This window comes from Hyphomicrobiales bacterium, assembly GCA_002869065.1.
Taxonomy (GTDB): domain Bacteria; phylum Pseudomonadota; class Alphaproteobacteria; order Rhizobiales; family Rhodobiaceae; genus Rhodobium.
In genome coordinates this window covers 1390733-1411543 of the sequence record PKTR01000002.1, presented here as the reverse complement: position 1 = coordinate 1411543, position 20811 = coordinate 1390733, and the positions used below count along the sequence as shown (strand labels likewise).

Sequence of the window (20811 nt, the reverse complement as noted above, 5' to 3'; positions counted from 1 at the left end):
CAGTCTTTTGTTGCATTGCAGCAAAACGCGGCACGGCAACGCGAGCGGCGCAACGAGTTGAAGGCAGCAATGCGCGCTCCAGCTATTCGCATGGCCCGCCCGCCGTGCTAGACGAGAGCCGCCGGCCGCTCGCGAAACGGCCCAGACGATCGAAGCGCAAGGCTCAAGAATGTCCGAGACACTGCTCACCGCCCTTTCCCTCAAGCCGCGGCGCACATCCGTCGCCGTCGATGTCGGCGGCGTGACCGTCGGCGGCGAGGCGCCCATCGTCGTGCAGTCGATGACCAACACCGACACCGCCGATGTCGCGGCAACCGTCGCCCAGGTCTCCGCACTCGCCCTCGCCGGATCGGAACTGGTTCGCATCACCGTCGACCGCGACGAGGCCGCCGCCGCCGTGCCGCATATCCGCGACGCACTCGACAAGGCCGGCATCGCCGTGCCGCTGATCGGCGACTTCCATTATATCGGCCACAAGCTTCTGGCCGATCACCCGGCCTGCGCCGAAGCGCTCGCCAAGTACCGCATCAATCCGGGCAATGTCGGCTTCAAGAACAAGAAGGACAGCCAGTTCGCGTCGATCGTCGAAACGGCGATCCGCCACGACAAGCCGGTGCGCATCGGCGTCAACTGGGGCTCGCTCGATCAGGCCCTGCTGACCCGGCTGATGGACGAGAACGCAAACGCAGAAAAGCCGCTCGACGCCCGCGCCGTCATGCACGAGGCAATCGTCCAGTCGGCGCTGCTGTCGGCCGAGCAGGCCGAAGCGATCGGCCTGCCGCGCTCGAAAATCATCCTGTCGGCAAAGGTCAGCCAGGTGCAGGATCTCGTCGCCGTCTATGGCGCGCTATCGGTGCGCGGCGACTACGCGCTCCATCTCGGGCTCACCGAGGCTGGCATGGGAACGAAAGGTGTCGTCGCTTCCGCCGCGTCCATGGGCATCGTCCTGCAGCAGGGCATCGGCGACACCATCCGCGTGTCGCTCACGCCTGAGCCCGGCGGCGACCGTTCGCGCGAGGTGCTCGTCGCCCAGGAGCTTTTGCAGGTGATGGGCCTACGCGCCTTCGTGCCGATCGTTGCCGCCTGCCCAGGCTGCGGCCGCACGACGTCGACGGTGTTCCAGGAACTTGCCGGCTCGATCCAGGCCCACATCCGCGAGCGTATGCCGGACTGGCGCGCCCGATATCCGGGCGTCGAGGAACTGCAGGTCGCGGTGATGGGCTGCATCGTCAACGGCCCCGGTGAGTCGAAGCACGCCGATATCGGCATCTCCCTGCCCGGCACCGGCGAGGCGCCCGCCGCACCGGTCTTCGTCGACGGCAAGAAGGTCGCGACGCTGCGCGGCACGACGCTGGCCGCCGACTTCACGGCCATGGTCGAGGACTACGTGCAAAAGCGCTACGGCAACAGCTGAGCGACCGAAGGCGGCAGCCGCAGCCGCTCAGTGCTTGCGGGTGCGCTGCAGGAGGCGACAGAGGTCGCCCGCGGTCTCGCCCGCAGCCGGGCCCCGTTCCCAAGGGTAGGTCTGCTTGAAAAGCCCGCCGCCAACGCGCCGGCGGCAGCCCTCTGCGCCACCGCAAATGGCGCCCGCGATCACGGCACCGGGCACCTCGGCCGGAACGATGATCCTGATCGCCGGTTCGCTCGACAGAATGAGCCTCAGACGCTTCATGGCTTCCCCCACAACTCGGGCGGTATGCCCGTTGAAGGAAACATGCGCCGAAACCGTACCGGCGACCGTGTCGCTCGTCACAGTTTGTCGTCTGCAGAAACTCGTCGGGGGAAATCGTCGGGATGGTTGTTTGCAGAGCTGGCGCCGAAACAGCGCCTGCAAACACCCCTTCGGTGACGCGGCGCGTCACCGTTCGGTCTTCGCGTTGCCCCCGCCGCGGGTCAGCCGACGGGGGCCACCACCGCGGATCAGTCCTTGGTGGTCAGGATTTTCTCGATCTTCGAGATATCGTGGCCGGTCAGCGTCTTGTCGACCTCACCCACCACACGGCTCGAGACCTCCTTGTGGAACGCCTTGCGCAGATCGCCCAGCGTCATCGGCGGCGCCACCACGATCAGTTCCTTGAACTTGTTCATGTGCGCGGCCTTGTAGAGGGCCTCTGCGATATCCTTGGCAAAACGATGCTTTTCGATCGTGTGCCAGTCGGTAACTTCCACCGAACTGCGGCCCGGTCCGGTTCCATCGAGGAGGCGGCCCGGCTTGTCGGTGCCCTGCTCACGGGTCACCGGGTTTTCCTGTTCAAGAAGTCGGATGACTTCCAGGTTCGGGTAGTCCGAATCTCCTTTGTTTCTGAGAAACATGGCCTTTTCGCCGTCGCCGACCATGACCCATGCATCCTGATTAATCGTGAGACCCGGCATCTTCCACTCCCGTTTCTTATCGTTATCCTTTGGATACGCCGTATACATCGGCAAATCCGAGTGCTTGCGGGCGACTGAAAGTCGCCCAGCGGAAAACTCCGCATAAATCCAACGTGGGCTCTCGTAACGCCTTCGTCAAGACGTCCGAACCGTTTTGCCACGCCCCCATTCCGCACAGCGTTTCGACAAGGTTTCCCCCGTCTTGACGACCATCGGGACGACCCATTCGCCGGCGTGGAAAAAGGCCCTATCTCAATGAAGAAATGGCGGACGCGAGAGGAGAGGCCACGATGACCGAGAGCGGCAAACTGAGCGGCGCGGAGCGCACCGAAGCGCTGGCGGAAATACCGGCCTGGGAAGAGATCGCAGAACGTGACGCAATCACCCGCACGTTTCTCTTCGCCGACTTCAAGGTCGCCTTCGGCGCCATGACCGAGATTGCCCTCGTTGCCGAGCGCATGGATCATCATCCCGAGTGGAGCAACGTCTACCGCACGCTCGTCGTCACCCTGACCAGCCACGATTGCGGCGGCATCACCCGGCGCGACATAAGGCTCGCCAAGGCGATCGACGCAATTGTCGCCGATCGCCTCGCCGAGCGCTGAGGCTGGGAGGCCTGCGAAAAACTAGATGATCGACCGCGAGGCTTCGCGCACCTTGCGCGCCGAAGCATCGATCTGCGCGGTCGAGCTGGAAATCGCCTGCATGCTTTCGGTGATGATGCCAACGCCACTCGACGCCGTCTGCATGTTCTCGGAGATCTCGCGGGTAACAGTCGACTGCTCTTCGATGGCCGACGCAATGCTGGTCGAGATATCGCTGATCTGCGCGATGATTTCCTTGATCGCGTCGATCGCCGACACCGCGCTCTGGGTCGAGTTCTGCACCGAGTGAATGCGCGCGTTGATGTTTTCGGTCGCCTTGGTGGTTTGCGAGGCCAGGCTCTTAACCTCGGAAGCGACGACCGCGAAGCCCTTGCCGGCCTCGCCGGCCCGCGCCGCTTCGATCGTCGCGTTGAGCGCCAGCAGATTGGTCTGGCTGGCAATGCTGTCGATCAGTTCGATGACGTCGCCGATGCTCTGCGCATCCTCCGAAAGCCCGGCCATGATCGTGCCCGACTGCGAGGCCTCATCGACGGCCTTGCCCGAAATCTGCGTTGCAATTTCCACCTGGCGGCTGATTTCGCCAATCGAAGCGACCAGCTCTTCAACCGCGGCCGCCACCGTCTGTACGTTGGTCGAGGCCTCCACCGATGCCGCCGCCGCGCTCGACGCCCGCTCCGTCGCGTCGGAAACCGCGTTCACGACCTCGCCGAGATCCGCATCGATCGTGTTCTGAACCTCTTCGCGCCGCTTGCGCTCCATCACCTGCGCCGTGATGTCGGAGGCGAACTTCACCACCTTGAACGGCTTGCCGTTGGCATCGAAAATCGGATTGTAGGTCGCCTGGATCCAGACTTCCTTTCCACCCTTTCCGATCCGCTTGAACTCGCCGGACTGGAACTTTCCTGCCCGGAGATTGTCCCAGAACGCCCGATATTCGGCGCTGTCGCGGTAGCTCGGCTCGACAAACAGACTGTGTTTCTTGCCGGCGATCTCGTCGAGCGTATAGCCGAGCGCCTGCAGGAAGTTTTCGTTGGCGTCAATGATCGAACCATCGAGGTTGAAGTGAATGACCGCCTGCGACTTGTCGATCGCGTTGAGCTGGCCTTCAAAATCGGCATTGCGCAGCTTCGTTTCGGTAATGTCGGTGGCGATCTTGATCACCTTCGCGGGCTTTCCCGAACGGTCCAGCACTGGATTGTAAGAGGCCTGAATCCAGACCTCCTTGCCGCCCTTGCCAACGCGCGGGAACTCGTCAGCGACGAATTCGCCCCGACCGAGCTTCGCCCAGAAGTCCTTGTAGGCCTGGCTGGCGGCAAATTCAGGCGAGACGAACATGCTGTGATGCTTGCCGCGGATCTCGTCCAGCGCGTAACCAAGCGTGCTGAGGAAGTTCTCGTTGGCGTCAAGAATCGTGCCGTCGAGCTTGAACTCGATCAATGCTTGCGAGCGCCCAATAGCATCAAGCTTTGCCTGCGCGTCGCCACCAAAAATTCCACCGATGGACATTACGTCCTCCTACGTGACCCCGGTTTCACGATATGTTTCATACGGTATTCGGATAATAGTTAATGAAAACTATCCTAATCATTTATAATTTCGTGAATACTATAGGTATAGTTCCTTATTATCCTGCAACGAAAAATATTTAAGAGCGTAAATCATCCATTAAAACTGATAGATAGCAAATTTAAGAACTATCTAAATTTCAAAATATTAGAACAGATTCAAAAGTTCTGGACTCACAAAAATAATTCGGAGTCGGCCCAAGAAAACGCGTAGAAATATTTAGAAACACGATCGAGCCCGCACCAGTCGAACACGGGTGGAGCCGTGGCCCCGGGCGCGATAGGCTCAACGTTCAGTCAGTCGTTTCCAACCCGCCCGCCCAGTCCCGCATTGTCCCGGAGCCCCACGATGGTTACCCCCGTCCTCCATTTCTCCACTGCCGAATACGCCGCCCGCATCGCCAAGACGCGCACCGCGATGGCCGACGCCGGCGTCGATCTCATCATCGTCTCCGATCCCTCGAACATGGCCTGGCTGACCGGCTATGACGGTTGGTCGTTTTATGTCCACCAATGCGTTTTGCTGGCGCTCGACGGCGATCCCGTCTGGTTCGGCCGCGGCATGGATGCGGCCGGCGCCAAGCGCCGCTGCTTCATGAGCCATGACGACATCGTCGCCTATGAAGACCACTACGTGCAGTCGCGCGAGCGCCACCCGATGGACGCGCTCTCCGCGCTGATCGAGGCGCGCGGCTGGGGCAAGGGACGCATCGGCGTCGAGATGGACAATTACTGGTTCACGGCGGCGGCCTTCGCCTCGCTGCAGGCCCATCTGCCGAATGCCGGTTTCGTCGACACCACCGGCCTTGTAAACTGGCAGCGCGCAGTGAAGTCGGAGCAGGAACTCGGCTACATGCGCACCGCCGCGCGGCTGGTCGAGCGCATCCATGGCCGCATCCTCGAAAAGGTCCGTCCTGGCCTGCGCAAATGCGATCTCGTCGCCGACATTTACGACGCCGGTCTGCGCTACGACGAGGCGATCGGTGCCGGCGGCGACTATCCGGCGATTGTCCCCCTGCTGCCGTCGGGTTCGGACGCGGCGGCCGCCCATCTGACCTGGGACGACAAGCCGATGCAGAGCGGCGAAGGCACCTTCTTTGAGGTCGCCGGCGCCTGCCATCGCTATCACTGCCCGCTGTCGCGCACGGTCTTCCTCGGCAAGCCGACGCAGACCTTCCTCGACGCCGAAAAGGCGATCCTCGAGGGCATGGAAGCCGGACTTGAGGCGGCCCGCGCCGGCAATTTCTGCGAGGACATCGCCAAGGCGTTCTTTGCCGTGCTCGCCCGCTACGGCATCGAAAAGGACAGCCGCACCGGTTATCCGATCGGCCTTTCCTACCCGCCCGACTGGGGCGAGCGCACCATGTCGCTGCGCATCGGCGACAAGACCGTGCTGCAGGAAAACATGACCTTCCACTTCATGACCGGTCTGTGGATGGAGGATTGGGGCTTCGAAATCACCGAAAGCATCGTGATCGGAAAATCCGGTGCCGAGTGCCTGGCGAACGTCCCGCGCAAGCTCGCCGTCATCGACTAGGCCCACACCCGCGAGCCTCCAGCAAACGCCCCAGAGGCCGCCGGCAAGACATTGCCGGCGCGCCCTCATTTGCCGGCATAATTACGACGCCGGCCAGCGAAACCAACCGCGCTGACCGACGCCAGCACAGCCCCTCGCGCCGTACCGCCAGCGCCCCAAACTACCCGTCTCACTGTGGCCACGCCCGCCGCTTGAATCAGTTTTCCATCCCGCTCCTGTTGCAATTGCAATTCATTCGCATTACTAGAACGGACGTTTTTCGTTCTGTCACACCTCGTTTTCGGGAAGGAACTGCGATGCGACACCAGACGAGCGGACTGACCGTCCGCGCCCTCGGCCTCGCCGGCCTCGTTGCCGCCGCCACTCTTGGCACCCCGGCGCTTGCCGCCGACGACGCCGTGCTTGAGACCTACGCCGACATTGCCCATGCCGGTTACGAGGATTCGCTGATCACCGCAAAGGCGCTCGACGGCGCGATCGAAGCACTCATTGCCAAGCCGAGCGACGAGACGTTGGCTGCCGCGCGCACCGCCTGGCTCGACGCCCGCGTTCCCTATCAGCAGACCGAAGCGTTCCGGTTCGGCAATCCGATGGTCGACGATTGGGAGGGCAAGGTGAACGCCTGGCCGCTCGACGAAGGCCTGATCGACTACGTCAACGCCGACTACTACGGCGCCGAATCCGATGAAAACGCATTGTTCACCGCCAACGTGATCGCCAACAAGACGGTCACGATCGGCGGAACCGAGGTCAACCTGACCGTCATCACCCCGGAAGTGCTTGGCGAGACCCTGCACGAGGCCGGCGATGTCGAGGCCAATGTCGCCACCGGCTACCACGCCATCGAGTTCCTGCTGTGGGGTCAGGACGTCAACGGCACGGATGCCGGCGCCGGTTCACGTCCGGCGACCGACTTCGACACCGCCAATTGCACCGGCGGCAATTGCGACCGCCGCGCCGCCTATCTCGCCGCCGCCTCCAAGCTGCTGATCGCGGATCTCACCGACATGGTCGAGGCCTGGGGCCCGGACGGCGCCGCCCGCAAGGATGTTGCCGCCAACGGCGTCGAGGCCGGCATCACCCGCATCCTCACCGGCATGGGCTCGCTCTCCTATGGCGAACTTGCCGGCGAGCGCATGAAACTCGGCCTGCTGCTGCACGACCCGGAAGAGGAGCACGACTGCTTCTCGGACAACACCCACAACTCGCACTATTACGACGCCAAGGGCATCGCCAACGTCTACCACGGCAAGTACACGCGCATTGACGGCTCGGTCGTCGAAGGCCCGAGCCTGTCGGATTTCGTCAAGGCGAAGGATGCGGACCTCGACGCCGAGCTGACCTCCAAGCTGGCCGCCACCATGGACGCCATGGGTGCGATGAAGGCCCGCGCCGAGACCGGCGAGGCCTACGACCAGATGATCGGCGAAGGCAATGACGAGGGCAACGCGGTTGTCCAGAAGGCGATCGACGGCCTCGTCGACCAGACCCGCTCGATCGAACGCGTCATCGCCATGCTCGGCCTTGGCGGCATCGAGCTGGAAGGCTCCGACAGCCTCGACAACCCGACGGCGGTCTTCCAGTAAGCCGCGCCACATCAGTGCCTAACCAACCCCGACCCGGTCGCAACGGCCGGGTCGGCATTTCCCTTCCGGCGCTTGGAGAAAGCGCCAAGTGAAGAGACAGCGTATGCGGTTTCCGCAAGGACACATACGGTCCGCCCCGGCCACAACGGCCTTCACCGCCGCTGCCATCTCGGCGGTGATCCTTGTTGTGTCGTCATCGATTGCCTCGATGTCCCCCCGCGCGGAAAACCGCATACGCCCCGATCTGTCCGAAGCCGACGCCAAGCGCGTCGCCCGCGTCACCCGCCCGGCGACCGACTTCACAAAGGCCGAACCGTTCGAGGCGATGTCGGCGGGCGCCGCCACGGCGCACACCAGCGGCCGCGACGCCTTTTCCAGTCCCGCCGCCAATCTCGGCAAATCCACGGAACTCGATTTCGTGCTCGGCGAGGCCCTGTTCGAAAAGATCTGGGTGTCGTCGCCCGCTTCGACCAAGGCCTCCGATGGCCTCGGCCCCCTGTTCAACGGCCGCTCCTGCGCCCGCTGTCACATCCGTGACGGCCGTGGCCGCGCACCCGACGGCCCTGATGATCGCTCGATCTCGACCGTGCTGCACCTCTCCGTCCCACCCGCAAACGCCGAAGAGCACGCGCGCCTTGCCGCCAACGGCATCCTCGCCCTGCCTGAACCCACCTACGGCCATCAGCTGCAGGAATTCGCCGTCACCGGCCTGCCGGCGGAAGGGCGCGCTGAGGTCCGCTACGAGGAGATCCCGGTCGATCTTGCCGGCGGCGAGACCGTCACGCTGCGCAAGCCGGCCTACCGTGTTTCCGATCCCGGCTACGGACCTCTGCACCCGGAGACCCGCATTTCGGCCCGCATCGCCCCGGCGATGATCGGACTCGGACTGCTGGAAGCCATCGCCGTCAGTGACATCCTCGCCGCAGCCGATCCCGACGACGCCGACGGCGACGGTATATCCGGCCGCCCGCACTGGCTTGTTTCACGGGAATCCGGTGAACCCGTGCTCGGTCGCTATGGCTGGAAGGCGACCATGCCGAGCGTCGCCGCCCAGTCGGCAGCCGCCTTCTCGACCGATATCGGCATTTCGACACCGATGCATCCCGCCGCCGCCGGCGATTGCACCGAAAGCCAGACGAACTGCCGGACCATGCCGAGCGGCGTTCAGGACAATCTCGGCACCACCGAAGCCCCCGACCCGGTGATGGATCTGGTCACCTTCTACACCGCCAATCTGGCTGTCCCCGCCCGCCACGACGTCGACGACGCAGACGTGCTCGCCGGAAAGCGGGTCTTCCATGACGCCGGCTGCGCCTCCTGTCACCGGCCGAAATACGTCACCCGCCGCGACGCGCCCGAGCCGGCCCATCGCTTCCAGCTCATCTGGCCCTTTACCGATCTCCTGCTGCACGACATGGGCGACGGCCTTGCCGACACCGCGACCGTTGGCGACGCGTCCGGCCACGAATGGAAGACCCCGCCGCTGTGGGGCCTCGGGCGTATGAAGACGGTCGGCGGCGACGTCGGCTTCCTTCATGACGGCCGCGCCCGTACCCTTATCGAAGCCGTGCTCTGGCATGGCGGCGAAGCCCAATCCGCGCGCGATACCGTGGTCGCTCTGCCGCCATCGGACCGCGCCGCCCTGATCCGTTTTCTGGAGTCGCTGTGATGCGCCCTCTCTCGACGTTGATCGTCTTCCTCTGTCTCACCTTGCCGGCGGCCGCGCAGTCGCCCTTCCAGGCGGTGGTCGAAAACGCCATCACGGAGGTGATCCGGCCGGGCTATGCGACGCTCGCCGGCGAAGCCGCGACGATGGAAACCGCCATGCAGGCGCTCTGCGCCGCACCCGACGAAGCCGGCCTCGACCGCGCCCGCACCGAATTCGGCAATCTGGTCGAGGCATGGTCTGCGATCGAACTCATCCGCTTCGGCCCGGTGCGCCGCGACAACCGCTATGAAAAGCTGAACTTCTGGCCCGACCGCAAAAGCCGCGGCCTCAAACAGGTCGGCGACATCATCCGGTCAAAGGACCCGACCGTCCTCGACGTTGCGACCTTGCGCGAAAAAAGCGTCGCGGTTCAGGGCATCGGCGCGCTGGAATACGTGCTGTTCGGCACCGGCGCAGACGCTCTTGGCGAGGCCTCACCGGATAGTGCCCATCGCTGCGGTTACGGCGCTGCGATTGCCGGCGCGATCCGCACGACCGCGGACGAGCTTGTCGCCGAATGGGCCGACGAGAACGGCTTCACCGCCCGGCTGACGAAAACCGGCGACGACAACCCCGCCTACCGCGCCCCGGAGGAAGCCGCACGCGAATTGCTGCGTGCGATGACCGAGGAACTGCAATTCGCCCGCGACATCAAGCTCGCCAAGGCGCTCGGTGAAGCTGCGAAGAAGGCAAAGCCGAAACAGGCGCCGTTCTGGCGTTCAAACCTGACGCTGCGTGCCGTGCGCGCCAACGCGACCTCGGTGCGCACCCTGTTCGACAAGGGCAATTTCGCATCGGCACTCCCCGACGATCAGCGCTGGATCACCGGTTCCGTCAGCTTCGAAATCGGCCATGCGATCAGGACGCTCGAAAAGGTCGACGGGCCGGTCGCAACCGCCTTTCGCGACGCCGATCAGCGCGGGCTGCTGAATGCCGCGATCATCGCGCTCAACGGCGCCGGCGAGGCGATCGGCACGCACTATGCGGGTGCCACCGGCCTTATCATCGGCTTCAACTCTCTCGATGGGGACTAATCCATCGACCCGAAAAATCAGACCAGATCGCCGATCCCAACGGACAAAAACCATGCTCGACAGACGCAGCTTCGTCAAAACCGGCTTCGGCCTGCTGACCGCCGTGGCACTTGCCCCGACCGCCGCGCTCGCCACGCCCCGCGCCGGCTATGTCACCACGGCCCGCCGCCCGGACGGCAGCTTCGCGGCCATCGTGCTCGATGAAGAGGGCGCGATCCTGTTCGAGGAACCGCTCCAGGCCCGCGGCCACGACATCGCGGTTGCCCCCGACGGATCGCGCGCGGTGTTCTTCGCCCGCAGGCCAGGCCGCTTCGCCGTCGTCGTCGATCTGAAGCGCCGGCGCGCCACCCACACGATTCCGTCAATCGAGGGGCGCCACTTCGCCGGCCACGGCTTTTTCTCGCCCGACGGCGCGCTACTTTACGCCACTGAAAATGCCTACGACCTCGAAGCCGGCATGCTCGGTGTCTACGACGTGGCGGCCGATTTCCGCCGCATCGGCGAGATCGAGACCGGCGGCCTCGACCCGCATCAGGCCCTGCCGCTTGCCGATGGCCGCACCGTCGCGATCGCCAATGGCGGCATCCTCACCCATCCTGATTTCGGCCGTGAAAAGCTCAATCTCGCAACGATGGAGCCGACGCTCTGCTACGTCGACCGCATCACCGGCGACCTCGTCGAAAAGACCGTATTGCCCGCCAACCTGCACCAGCTCTCGATCCGCCACATGAGCATCGACCGCCACGGCGCCGTCTGGTTCGGCGGTCAGTATGAGGGTCCGGCGGAAGACGATGTGCTGCTGGTTGGCCGTCACCAGCGCGGCGGCGAGCCCGCACTGGTCGATGCGCCGCTCGCAGCCACGCGCGGCCTGCGCAACTATGTCGGCTCTGTCTCGAAGAACCGCTCGGGCAGTCGCATCGCCACGACCAGCCCGCGCGGCGGATCGATCCTCATCTGGGACGCCGAAACCGTCGGCTTCATCGAACAGCGCGACTTTGCCGATGTCTGCGGCATCGCGCCGGACAAGGGCGAAGACTTCCTCGCCTCAAGCGGCACAGGCCACATGACCGGAGCAGGCGAAGCCGAGCATCCGGGCTACGCCTGGGACAACCATTTGCGCCTCATCGGCTGACACGTGCAGCCGGTTACTTGCCGGCCTTGATGATCATGTGCTCCGGGCCGTAGGGGAAGTTGGTGATGTTCTCCGCACCGGTCTCGGTGACGATGAAGATGTCATGCTCGCGGTAACCGCCCGCCCCTGGCTGTCCCTCCGGGATCATGATCATCGGCTCCATCGACACCACCATGCCCGGCTGCAGCACCGTCTCCACGTCCTCGCGCAGCTCGACGCCCGCCTCGCGACCGTAATAGTGGCTCAGCACGCCAAAGGAGTGGCCGTAGCCGAACGAGCGATACTTCAGCAGGTCCCAGCTGCGGTAGAGGTCGTTCAGTTCGAGCGCGATGTCGCAGCAGCGCTTGCCCGGCCCGATGAGATCGGAGCCGACGCGCATCACCTCGCAGTTCTTCTCCCACAGTGCCAGGTGGGCGTCTGACGCCTCCTCGCAGAACAGCGTGCGCTCGATCGCGGTGTAATAGCCGAAGATCATCGGGAAACAGTTGAGCGACAGGATATCGCCGCGCGCGACCTTCTTGTTGGTCACCGGATTGTGCGCGCCGTCGGTCATGTAGCCGGACTGGAACCAGGTCCAGGTGTCCATCAGCTCGACGAAAGGAAAGGTCTCGCCGATCTCGCGCACCATCGCACCGGTCGAGGCGAGCGCCACCTCATATTCCCGCACGCCGGCATGCACCGCGTCCATGCAGGCCCGAGCACCGACATTACAGATCCGCGTGCCCTCGCGGATCACCGCATATTCCTCGACCGACTTGATGGTGCGCATCATCATCGAGGCCTGCGCCACGTCGACGAATTCGACCTCCGGGAAGGCGGCTTTGAGCTGGGTGAGATAGTCGAGCGAGATATGATCGAACTCGATGCCGACGCGCTTCGCGCCCTTCACCAGCCCTTGCAGCGCGGTGAAGAAATTGTCCCGCCGCCAGTCCGAATAGGTGATGTTGTCGCCATGGGTCCGCCGCCAGGGCTGCCCGCCGTCGATGCCGGCGCTGACCGTCGTCGCGTTGTCCTGATCGAGCACGAAGGCGTATTTGCGCCCGAAATAGCAGTAGAGGAAGCCCGAGTAGTAGCAGATGCCGTGATAGGAGGTGAAAACCGCCGCGTCGATGTCGTTCGCCGCCATGTGGGCGCGCATCGCATCTTGCCGACGCGCCATTTCGGCATCGGAAAACGGCGACCATTCCTTCTCGCCATTGTGCCACTCGAAGACGTGCAGCATGTCGCCGGTGGTGTCGGTTGCGGCCATCGCCGTTCGCTCCCATTTGCGCTCGCCGACCGGCCGCCGGGCAAAAGCTCGCCCGACGCCCCGGCGGTCCGAGACCTGTTTTTCATCGTTTGTTGGGGCGGCCCGCATCGGCAAAACGCGCGCTGCGGGTCCGCGGAAAACCGAAACCTTGCCGGATCAACCCGGCGAGAGGCCGCGCAGCCGTTCCGAACGGCGCCGCAGCAATTCGACGGTCGCCAGAAGCACGATCGAGAACAGCACCAGGATCGTCGCGACCGCGAGAATGGTCGGCGAGATCTGCTCGCGAATGCCGTTCCACATCTGCCGCGGAATGGTCTGCTGGTCGAAAGCGGCGACGAACAGCACGACGACGACTTCGTCGAACGAGGTGACGAAGGCAAACAGCGCGCCGGAAATGACGCCCGGCAGGATGAGCGGCAGAATGATCCTGCGGAACACGGTCACCGGATCGGCGCCGAGATTGGAGGCCGCCCGCGTCAGCGAATGATCGAAGCCGACCAGCGTCGCCGTCACCGTGATGATGACGAACGGGATGCCGAGCGTCGCATGCGCCATGATGATGCCGACATAGGTATGCGCCAGACCGGTCGCCGAATAGAAGAAGAACAGGCCGGTCGCGGTGATGATCAGCGGCACGATCATCGGCGAAATCAGCAGCGCCATGATGCTGCGGCGGAACGGCATTTCCGGCCGCGACAGGCCGAGCGCCGCGACCGTACCCAGCACGGTCGCAAGCAGCGTCGAGGCGACACCGATGATGATCGAGTTCTTCGCCGCGTGCAGCCACTGGGCGTTGTTCCAGGCATCGCTCCACCACGACGCATCGCGCGCCGCTTCCGGGTTCGACATGCCGAAGGTCAAGATGCGGTCGTACCAGCGCAGCGAATAGCCTTCGGGGTCGAAGCTCAGCATCTCCTTGGTGAACGTGAAATACGGCTCGGCGTTGAACGACAGCGGCATGACGATCAGGATCGGCGAGATCAGGAACAGGAAGATCAGCCCGCAGATCGTCAGATAGGTGTAATGCCAGATCCGTTCGAGACGCGATGCATATGGCGGCAGTTTCAGCACGGTCAGCACCTCACCCGAGTTTCATGTTGTCGATGCCGATCAGCCGGTCGTACAGCCAATAGAGCAGGATCACGCCAAGCAGCAGCAGCGCGCCGAGCGCGGCCGCCAGCGACCAGTTCAGCGACTTCTGCATGTGGAAGGCGATCAGGTTCGAAATGAGCTGACCGGACGAACCGCCGACGAGAGCCGGCGTGATGTAGTAGCCGACGGCCAGGATGAAGACGAGAAGCACGCCGGCGCCGATGCCCGGCACCGTCTGCGGGAAATAGATCCGCCAGAACGCGGTCCACGGCGTCGCCCCGAGCGACTTCGCCGCCCGCACATAGGTCGGCGAGATGGTCTTCATCACCGAATAGAGCGGCAGGACCATGAACGGCAGCAGGATATGGCTCATCGCAATGATCGTGCCCGCCTGATTGTACATCAGCTGGATACGGTTATCGTCGCCGACAATCCCCACAAACACCAGCAGGTCATTGAACACACCCTGGCTCTGCAAAAGCACCATCCACGAGGTCGTGCGCACCAGAAGCGACGTCCAGAACGGCAGCAGCACGAAGATCATCAAAAGATTGGAATAGCGCAGCGGCAGGATCGCCAGCAGATGGGCGATCGGAAAGGCGAGAATGAAACAGATCAGACTGATCAGCGCCGACAGGAACAGTGTGCGCGTGAAAAGCTGCACATAGATGCGCCGTTCCTCCGGCGCCCTGACGATATTGCCGGCGGGATCGTATTTCATATCGAGCGCGGCAAGATAGAAACCGAGCGTATGGGCCGAGGAAGCACGCCGCATGACGTTCCACAGCTCTTCGGAGCCCCACTTCTCGTCCATACCGATGAGCGCTTCCTTATAGGGCGGCTCAAGTCTCTTGGCCTTGCGCGCCGAAGAGGTGAACAGGCTGCGCGTGCCCGACATATCGTAGTTGATGCGCGTGCCGACGAGACCGATTGTCTTGTTTTCTCGGCCGAGCACGAGGTCCTTCTGCAGGGCCGCGAACCCCGCCTCACCGGGAACGCCCGACGCATCGTTTTCCTGAAAAAAGGCGACCACATTCGGCATGTTGGCCGAAAAGGCCGGATTGTTGACGCTGCGATAGAGCATCTGCGCGATCGGGAACGCGAAGGTGATGAGCACGAAAAGCAGCAGCGGCAGGACCAGCAGGAAAGCCCGGCGGCGCGCCCGCTTGGTCGAACGGGCGAGTGCGGTCTTCAGCGGCGTGCCGTCGGCCGCGCGAAGAACCGTGTCGCCGGCGCCATTCTCCTGCAACGCGCCCTGAGAGAGTGCCTGATCAGCCATTAAAAACTCGCCGGTCCATATGCCGTTGGGTGTCCCGGTGCAACGCTGCGGTCGAAAGTCGTCGCGCGTCGCCGGGGACGCAGAAAGAGAGGTGCCGGGGCGGCGAAAACCGCCCCGGCGGCATATCATCAGGCCTTAGTTGGCCGCGAGCCACGCGTTGAAGCGCTCGCTCAGTTCCGTGTCGCGATCGGCCCAGAACTCGAAGTTGTTGACCAGGGCCGTCTTCATGTTGGCCTCGGCCGTCGGCATGTGCGGAGCCATGTCCGTCTTGCCGTCCTGGTACTTGCCGACGAGGGCGCCGGACGACTTGCGGGCCGGGCCGTAGGAGATCCAGCTCGCCTGATCGGCGAGACGCTGGGTGTCGGTCGAGAACTTGATGAAGTCCATCGCCAGGTCCTTGTTCGGCGCGCCCTTCGGCACCACGAACAGGTCAAAGTCGAGGATCTGGCCGTCCCAGACGATTTCAAACGGCTTGTTCTCGCCGATGGCGGCGTTGAAGATACGGCCGTTATAGGCGGTGGTCATGACCACTTCGCCGTCGGCGAGCAGCTGCGGCGGCTGGGCGCCGGCTTCCCACCACACGACATCACCCTTGATGGTGTCGAGCTTGGCAAAGGCGCGCTTGACGCCTTCGTCGGTCTCGAGCATGGCATAGACATCGCCCGGCGCAACGCCGTCGGCGATCAGAGCCATTTCGAGATTGGCCTTGGCCGCCTTGCGCAGGCCGCGCTTGCCCGGGAACTTCTTGGTGTCGAAGAAGTCGGCCATGGTCTTCGGGCCGCCATCGGCGAACTTCGAAGCGTCATAGGCGTAGACGGTCGACCACACGATGTTGGCCACCGCGCAATCGGTCAGAGCGCCTTTGATGAAGTCTTCGGTTGCCGGCGTGCCATCCGGAGCGGCCGGCAGCATGGCCGCGTCGATCGGCTCAAGCAGGCCTTCGTCGCAGAAGCGCACGGCGTCGGAATATTCGACGTCAGCCACGTCGATGGAGACATTGCCGGCCTCGACCTGGGCCTTGATCGGCGTCGCCGGGTTGTCGGAGTCGACCGAGTTGACCTTGTTGCCGGTCTTGGCTTCCCACGGCTTCTGATAGGCTTCGACCTGGCTCTTGGTATAGGCGCCACCCCACGACACGACCGTGATCTCACCGGCGTTGGCGATGCTCGCAAACGCCAGGCTGGCTCCGAGAATGGTCGACGTCAGCAGTGTTTTCATCTTCATGTTGGTCCCTCTGTTTGGTTCCATGATTGGTTTCGCGGCACTTGCGGCCGCTTGGAGTACGCCAGGACGGGAAGCCGGAGCCGCTCCGTCCCGACGGCAGTGGTCAGACCCGCAGCTGGTCGAGTGCCCGGCAGTCTTCCGGGTTCCAGCCGACGAGCGTTTCCTGACCGGCAGCAAGATACTGCCGGCCCGCCCGATTGCGGACCTTGACGACAAAGTCGTTCATGCCGGCGACGTTCATGCGAACGCGGATATGGTCGCCGTGATAGATCAGTTCCTCGATGCGTCCGGGAACGGTCACGGGCATCGAGCCCTCCGGCGGATCAAGTTCGATGCGCTCGGGCCTGATCGACAGGCTGGTATCGGTCCCGGCGCCGCCTTCCACGACCTTGGCGGCCGTAACCTTGTGACCGTTGTCGAGTTCGACGGTGCAGAACTCGCCTTCGGTCTCGCGGATGATGCCGTGCAGCCGGTTGTTTTCGCCGATGAACTGAGCAACGAACGAGTTTTCCGGCTTCTCGTAGAGCGAATCCGGCGTCGAAAGCTGCTGGATGACACCGTCATTGAACACGGCGATCCGGTCCGACATGGTCAGCGCTTCCGACTGATCGTGCGTGACATAGACCACCGTGACGCCGAGGTTTTCGTGGATGTGCTTGATCTCGTACTGCATCTGCTCGCGCAGCTGCTTGTCGAGAGCGCCGAGCGGCTCGTCCATCAACACCAGCTCCGGCTCGAAAACCAGCGCGCGCGCCACCGCGACGCGTTGCTGCTGGCCGCCCGAAAGCTGCGCCGGCCGGCGTCCGCCAAATTCCGGCAATTCGACCATTTCCAGCGCCCGCTTGACCTTTTCCTCGGTCTCGGCCTTGCCCATCCCGCGCACCTGAAGCGGGAAAGCGAGGTTTTCCGCCACCGTCATGTGCGGAAACAGCGCGTAGTTCTGGAACACCATGCCGATTCCCCGCTTGTGCGGCGGCACGTTGTTGATCGGATGGTCGTCGAGAAAAATCTCACCATGCGTCGCCGGCTCGAAACCGGCCAGCATCATCAGGCTGGTGGTTTTGCCTGACCCCGAAGGCCCCAGAAGGGTCAGGAATTCGCCTCTGGCGATATCGAGATTGAGATCTTTGACGACCAGAATCTCACCGTCATAGCTCTTCTGTACCTGGTCGAAGCGTACGCTTGCGCCACGGCTTTTGGACATAAGCTGTTCCCCTTTTTGCGGAACTAAACCATGTCACCCACTGAATTTCGAGGGGGGGAACGACAAAAATGTACAAAAAAACGCCAATGCGATTGATTGTCTGATTTTTTGGCAGGTGCGAACAAAACACCTTAAATTTGCTGCGACGCAGCGGAATCCTGCCATTTACGGGCATTTGCAGGAGGCGATTTCGGCCCGATCCAACCGCAGATTCGTTTTTTCGATTTTCGAAAATTTGTTTTCGGCAATTCGCCGAAACGTCGTTTTGAGCGCTGTCAGCGGATCTCCCAATAGCAGCGGCGGCGCACCACACGCTCCATTTTGCCGGTGAGCCGATTCCAGCGATTGAGCTTGTACGGTCGACAAAGCCGCTTGCGATGGGCGTCGTAATCGCTGTCGACGAGAACCGGCAGCCCGGTCGAGCCGAGCCCGGTCCGGGCAAAGGAGAGGCCAAGCTTGCCGGCTGCATGGGCAGGCATCGACAAGGCCGCGAATCCAGCCACGAGGGCAACCGCCACTACAGCCGTGATGATGAGGCTTTCGCTCTTGGTCTTTCCGCTGTCGGCCACCGCGCTCACTCCATTTTGCAGCCGGCCTGCTCCGCCCGCCGGGCAGACCGCACCGAAATTCCTAGCGCTCGACGCAACGCGGCATTGTGACCGGGGTCACGTCTTGCCGCCTTGTGCGAAGAAGAGGGGCCGCCTTGTGCGAAGAAGAGGGGCCGCCTTGTGCGAAGAAGAGGGGCCGCCTTGTGCGAAGAAGAGGGGGCGCCTTGTGCGATGAAGAAAGGGCGGTCGCGAACGGGACATCGCAGATAGCAAATCCCCGCGCCGACCCTATCTAGAAGGACACCGTGCCAGATCGGGCCTCCGACCGGCACCTCGATCGACGCCAACGTCCAACAGCCGGAAGTTCGCCACGCCATGACCGTTCATCCCGTCCGCTCCCTCCTTCTCGCCGCCGCCGGTCTTGTCGCGATCTCCGCCGCGCCGGCTCTTGGTGCCGATGAGCAATTGGGAGGACCTTTCGCCTCGGAGCATTTCCGCGACCATCCGCTGGTCGGAACGATCTGGTCCGTCGGCTCGGGCGAGAAGGTCGACATCGACGCCCTGACCGCGGCGGCGACCGGGGCCGACGTCGTGATGCTCGGCGAACACCACGACAACCCGGACCACCACCGCCTGCAGGCCACAATGATCGACCGCCTTGCCGAGGCCGGGCGCAAGCCGGGCGTGGTGCTCGAAATGGTGACGGAGGCGGAACGCAAGGCAATGAACGCCTATCTCGCCAGCGACGACCGCAGCGCCGAGGGCTTCGGCCCGGCCGTCACCTGGACCGAGCGCGGCTGGCCCGATTGGAAGATCTATCAGCCGATCGCGGCCAGCTTCATTGGCCATGACCTGCCGGTCTACGCCGGCGATCTGTCGAAGGACGATCAGCGCCGCATCGGCAAGGAAGGCCTGGAGGCCCTGCCGGCGGATTTCCGCACCATCTCAGGCCTTGAGATCCCCCTCGGCGCCGAGCGCGAGGACGCCCTGCTGACTGTCCTTGAAGAGTCCCATTGCGGCATGGTGCCGAAGGCCGGCCTGCGTCCGATGCTCGGCGTCCAGCGCGGCCGCGACGCCCAGCTCGCCGATGTGGTGATCGAGGCGGTAAAAAAGGAAGGCAGCGCCGTGCTGATCGCCGGCAACGGCCATATCCGTGGCGACTGGGCCGTGCCCTGGTATCTCGCCGAGCGCGCGCCTGAGCTGAAGGTTGTTCGGGTCGCCTTCGTCGAAGCCGATCCCGAGGAAACGGCGTTCACCGACTACCTGCCGCAAAGCGCCAGCGGCAAGCCGGTCTACGACTATGTCTGGATCACGCCGCGCGCCGTCATCAAGGACCACTGCGCCGAACTGCGCGCCCACTTCGAAAAGCGCATGAAGAAGATGAAAGAGAAAAAGGCCGCCGAATAGGCGGCCTCATCTCATCGTAAACTTGCGCCTTTAAAGCGCTTCGCCGCGCAACAGCTTCGGCACTTCGCCGCCAAGGCCGGCCGCCTCGCCGATGAAATAGTCTTTCAGTCCCGGCATGCGGTCGACGATGCCAAGACCGATATCGCGCACGATGCGGATGAAATCGTTGTCGTTCGAGAACAGCCGGTTCAGCACGTCGGTAACGACGCCCATCTGCCAGGTATCGAACCGCCGCCAGCGCTGGTAGCGCTCGAGCACCGCCATCGAGCCGATATCGACGCCGAGCCGGCGCGCCTCGATGATCACCTCGGCAAGCGCCGCCACATCGCGCAAACCCAGATTGAGCCCCTGCCCCGAGATCGGATGGATGCCATGAGCCGCGTCCCCGGCAAGCGCGAAGCGCGGCCGCACGAACTCGCGCGCAAGCTTCAGCCCGAGCGGGTAGCACTGGCGCGGACCGTCGAGTTTCAGCGCGCCGAGATGCTTGCCGAAGCGCCGTTCGAGCTCGATCTCGAATGTGAATTCGTCACCGGCCACCAGCCGCTCCGCATCGCCCCGCCGCTCGGTCCACACGAGCGACGAACGGTTGCCCGGAAGCGGCAGGATCGCGAACGGGCCGGACGGCAGGAAATGTTCCTCGGCGCGGCCGTTATGCGGCTTTTCATGCGCCACCGTGGTGACAATGCCGGCCTGGTCGTACTGCCAGTCGACGGTCTGGATACCGGCCAGATCGCGAAGCTTTGAGCGCACACCGTCGGCGGCGACCAGCAGCCGCGTCTCGCGCTCGCTGCCATCGGCGAAGCGGATCGTGACAACGCTTTCCTCGACCGTGAAATCATCAACGGCAGCCGGTGCAATGACCTCGACCTTGAGCGCTTTCGCCGTCCTGGTCAGCGCCGCGACCAGATCGCGGTTGTAAAGCATGTGGGCGAACGGTTCGCCGTCCTCGACCTCGCCGGAAAACGTCAGAAACACCGGCCGCACCGCGTCGCGCAGCCGGCTGTCGGTGACGATCATGTCCTCGATCGGCTGCGCCTTTGGCGCGATCTCGTCCCAGATGCCGAACTGTTCGAACATCCGGCAGGCCGCCGCCGCAAAGGCCGAGGCGCGTTCGTCCTTGGCAAAGGCCTCCGCCGGACGGGCATCGGCGACAGCGACGGCAAGCGTCGGGTCCGCCTGCTTCAGCGCCACCGCGAGCGACAGGCCGACATAGCCGCCGCCGGCAATGAACACGTCGAGCGGCTGCTTCGATTTCTTGGTCATGCTGC

18 protein-coding genes are annotated in these 20811 nt (G+C 63.6%); 8 read left to right on the top strand and 10 right to left on the bottom strand.

Features of this window, described 5'->3' with window-relative positions:
* The first annotated feature begins 169 nt into the window (after positions 1-169).
* Positions 170-1414: a 4-hydroxy-3-methylbut-2-en-1-yl diphosphate synthase gene (gene ispG, locus C0606_10205; protein PLX38552.1), complete on the top strand. Its 1245-nt coding sequence runs from the start codon at positions 170-172 to the stop codon at positions 1412-1414.
* A 27-nt stretch (positions 1415-1441) separates the two neighbouring features.
* On the opposite strand, the gene C0606_10200 is transcribed toward ispG, so the two are convergent.
* Both C0606_10200 and C0606_10195 read right to left on the bottom strand, forming a co-directional pair.
* Positions 1442-1672, bottom strand: a complete 231-nt coding sequence (locus C0606_10200; protein ID PLX38551.1) for a hypothetical protein — start codon at positions 1670-1672, stop codon at positions 1442-1444.
* A 248-nt stretch (positions 1673-1920) separates the two neighbouring features.
* Complete coding sequence (locus C0606_10195) at positions 1921-2373, bottom strand: Host attachment protein (GenBank protein PLX38550.1); 453 nt, start codon at positions 2371-2373, stop codon at positions 1921-1923.
* Positions 2374-2663: 290 nt separating this feature from the next.
* Here C0606_10195 and C0606_10190 point away from each other — a divergent pair, with 290 nt between their 5' ends.
* Positions 2664-2978 carry a 4a-hydroxytetrahydrobiopterin dehydratase gene (locus C0606_10190; protein PLX38549.1) on the top strand — a complete coding sequence of 105 codons (315 nt, stop codon included), beginning with the start codon at positions 2664-2666 and terminating at the stop codon, positions 2976-2978.
* 21 nt (positions 2979-2999) lie between these two features.
* Here C0606_10190 and C0606_10185 read toward each other — a convergent pair whose 3' ends face one another.
* Positions 3000-4484, bottom strand: coding sequence for a chemotaxis protein (locus tag C0606_10185; protein PLX38548.1), 1485 nt, complete (start codon positions 4482-4484; stop codon positions 3000-3002).
* Between the two features lie 408 nt (positions 4485-4892).
* Here C0606_10185 and doeA point away from each other — a divergent pair, with 408 nt between their 5' ends.
* The 5 genes from doeA (at position 4893) to C0606_10160 (ending at position 11540) form a co-directional block, all read left to right on the top strand.
* Positions 4893-6080, top strand: coding sequence for an ectoine hydrolase DoeA (doeA, locus tag C0606_10180; protein ID PLX38547.1), 1188 nt, complete (start codon positions 4893-4895; stop codon positions 6078-6080).
* 296 nt (positions 6081-6376) lie between these two features.
* Positions 6377-7666: a peptidase gene (locus C0606_10175; protein ID PLX38546.1), complete on the top strand. Its 1290-nt coding sequence runs from the start codon at positions 6377-6379 to the stop codon at positions 7664-7666.
* 103 nt (positions 7667-7769) lie between these two features.
* Complete coding sequence (locus tag C0606_10170) at positions 7770-9335, top strand: thiol oxidoreductase (GenBank protein ID PLX38545.1); 1566 nt, start codon at positions 7770-7772, stop codon at positions 9333-9335.
* Positions 9332-10408 carry a peptidase M75, Imelysin gene (locus C0606_10165; protein PLX38544.1) on the top strand — a complete coding sequence of 359 codons (1077 nt, stop codon included), beginning with the start codon at positions 9332-9334 and terminating at the stop codon, positions 10406-10408. The genes C0606_10170 and C0606_10165 overlap by 4 nt, the downstream gene beginning before the upstream one ends.
* Positions 10398-11540: a DUF1513 domain-containing protein gene (locus C0606_10160; protein ID PLX38543.1), complete on the top strand. Its 1143-nt coding sequence runs from the start codon at positions 10398-10400 to the stop codon at positions 11538-11540. The genes C0606_10165 and C0606_10160 overlap by 11 nt, the downstream gene beginning before the upstream one ends.
* A gap of 13 nt (positions 11541-11553) precedes the next feature.
* On the opposite strand, the gene C0606_10155 is transcribed toward C0606_10160, so the two are convergent.
* The 6 genes from C0606_10155 to C0606_10130 all read right to left on the bottom strand — a co-directional run bounded on the left by C0606_10155 (position 11554) and on the right by C0606_10130 (position 18166).
* Complete coding sequence (locus C0606_10155) at positions 11554-12789, bottom strand: creatininase (protein PLX38542.1); 1236 nt, start codon at positions 12787-12789, stop codon at positions 11554-11556.
* Positions 12790-12945: 156 nt separating this feature from the next.
* On the bottom strand, positions 12946-13857 hold the full coding sequence (locus C0606_10150; protein PLX38791.1) for a polyamine ABC transporter permease: 912 nt from the start codon (positions 13855-13857) through the stop codon (positions 12946-12948).
* A 13-nt stretch (positions 13858-13870) separates the two neighbouring features.
* Positions 13871-15160, bottom strand: a complete 1290-nt coding sequence (locus C0606_10145) for an ABC transporter permease (GenBank protein ID PLX38541.1) — start codon at positions 15158-15160, stop codon at positions 13871-13873.
* Between the two features lie 135 nt (positions 15161-15295).
* Positions 15296-16384, bottom strand: coding sequence for a spermidine/putrescine ABC transporter substrate-binding protein (locus C0606_10140; GenBank protein PLX38540.1), 1089 nt, complete (start codon positions 16382-16384; stop codon positions 15296-15298).
* Positions 16385-16487: 103 nt separating this feature from the next.
* The gene (locus C0606_10135; protein ID PLX38539.1) at positions 16488-17588 is read right to left on the bottom strand and encodes a spermidine/putrescine ABC transporter ATP-binding protein; all 1101 of its coding nucleotides are present in this window, start codon (positions 17586-17588) and stop codon (positions 16488-16490) included.
* 275 nt (positions 17589-17863) lie between these two features.
* A complete protein-coding gene (locus C0606_10130; GenBank protein ID PLX38538.1) occupies positions 17864-18166 on the bottom strand; it encodes a hypothetical protein in 303 nt (100 codons plus the stop codon).
* A gap of 345 nt (positions 18167-18511) precedes the next feature.
* Here C0606_10130 and C0606_10125 point away from each other — a divergent pair, with 345 nt between their 5' ends.
* On the top strand, positions 18512-19543 hold the full coding sequence (locus C0606_10125) for a hypothetical protein (protein PLX38537.1): 1032 nt from the start codon (positions 18512-18514) through the stop codon (positions 19541-19543).
* A gap of 30 nt (positions 19544-19573) precedes the next feature.
* Here the strand turns inward: C0606_10125 and C0606_10120 are convergent, their stop codons facing one another.
* Complete coding sequence (locus C0606_10120; GenBank protein PLX38536.1) at positions 19574-20806, bottom strand: 2-octaprenyl-6-methoxyphenyl hydroxylase; 1233 nt, start codon at positions 20804-20806, stop codon at positions 19574-19576.
* Positions 20807-20811 lie beyond the last annotated feature (5 nt).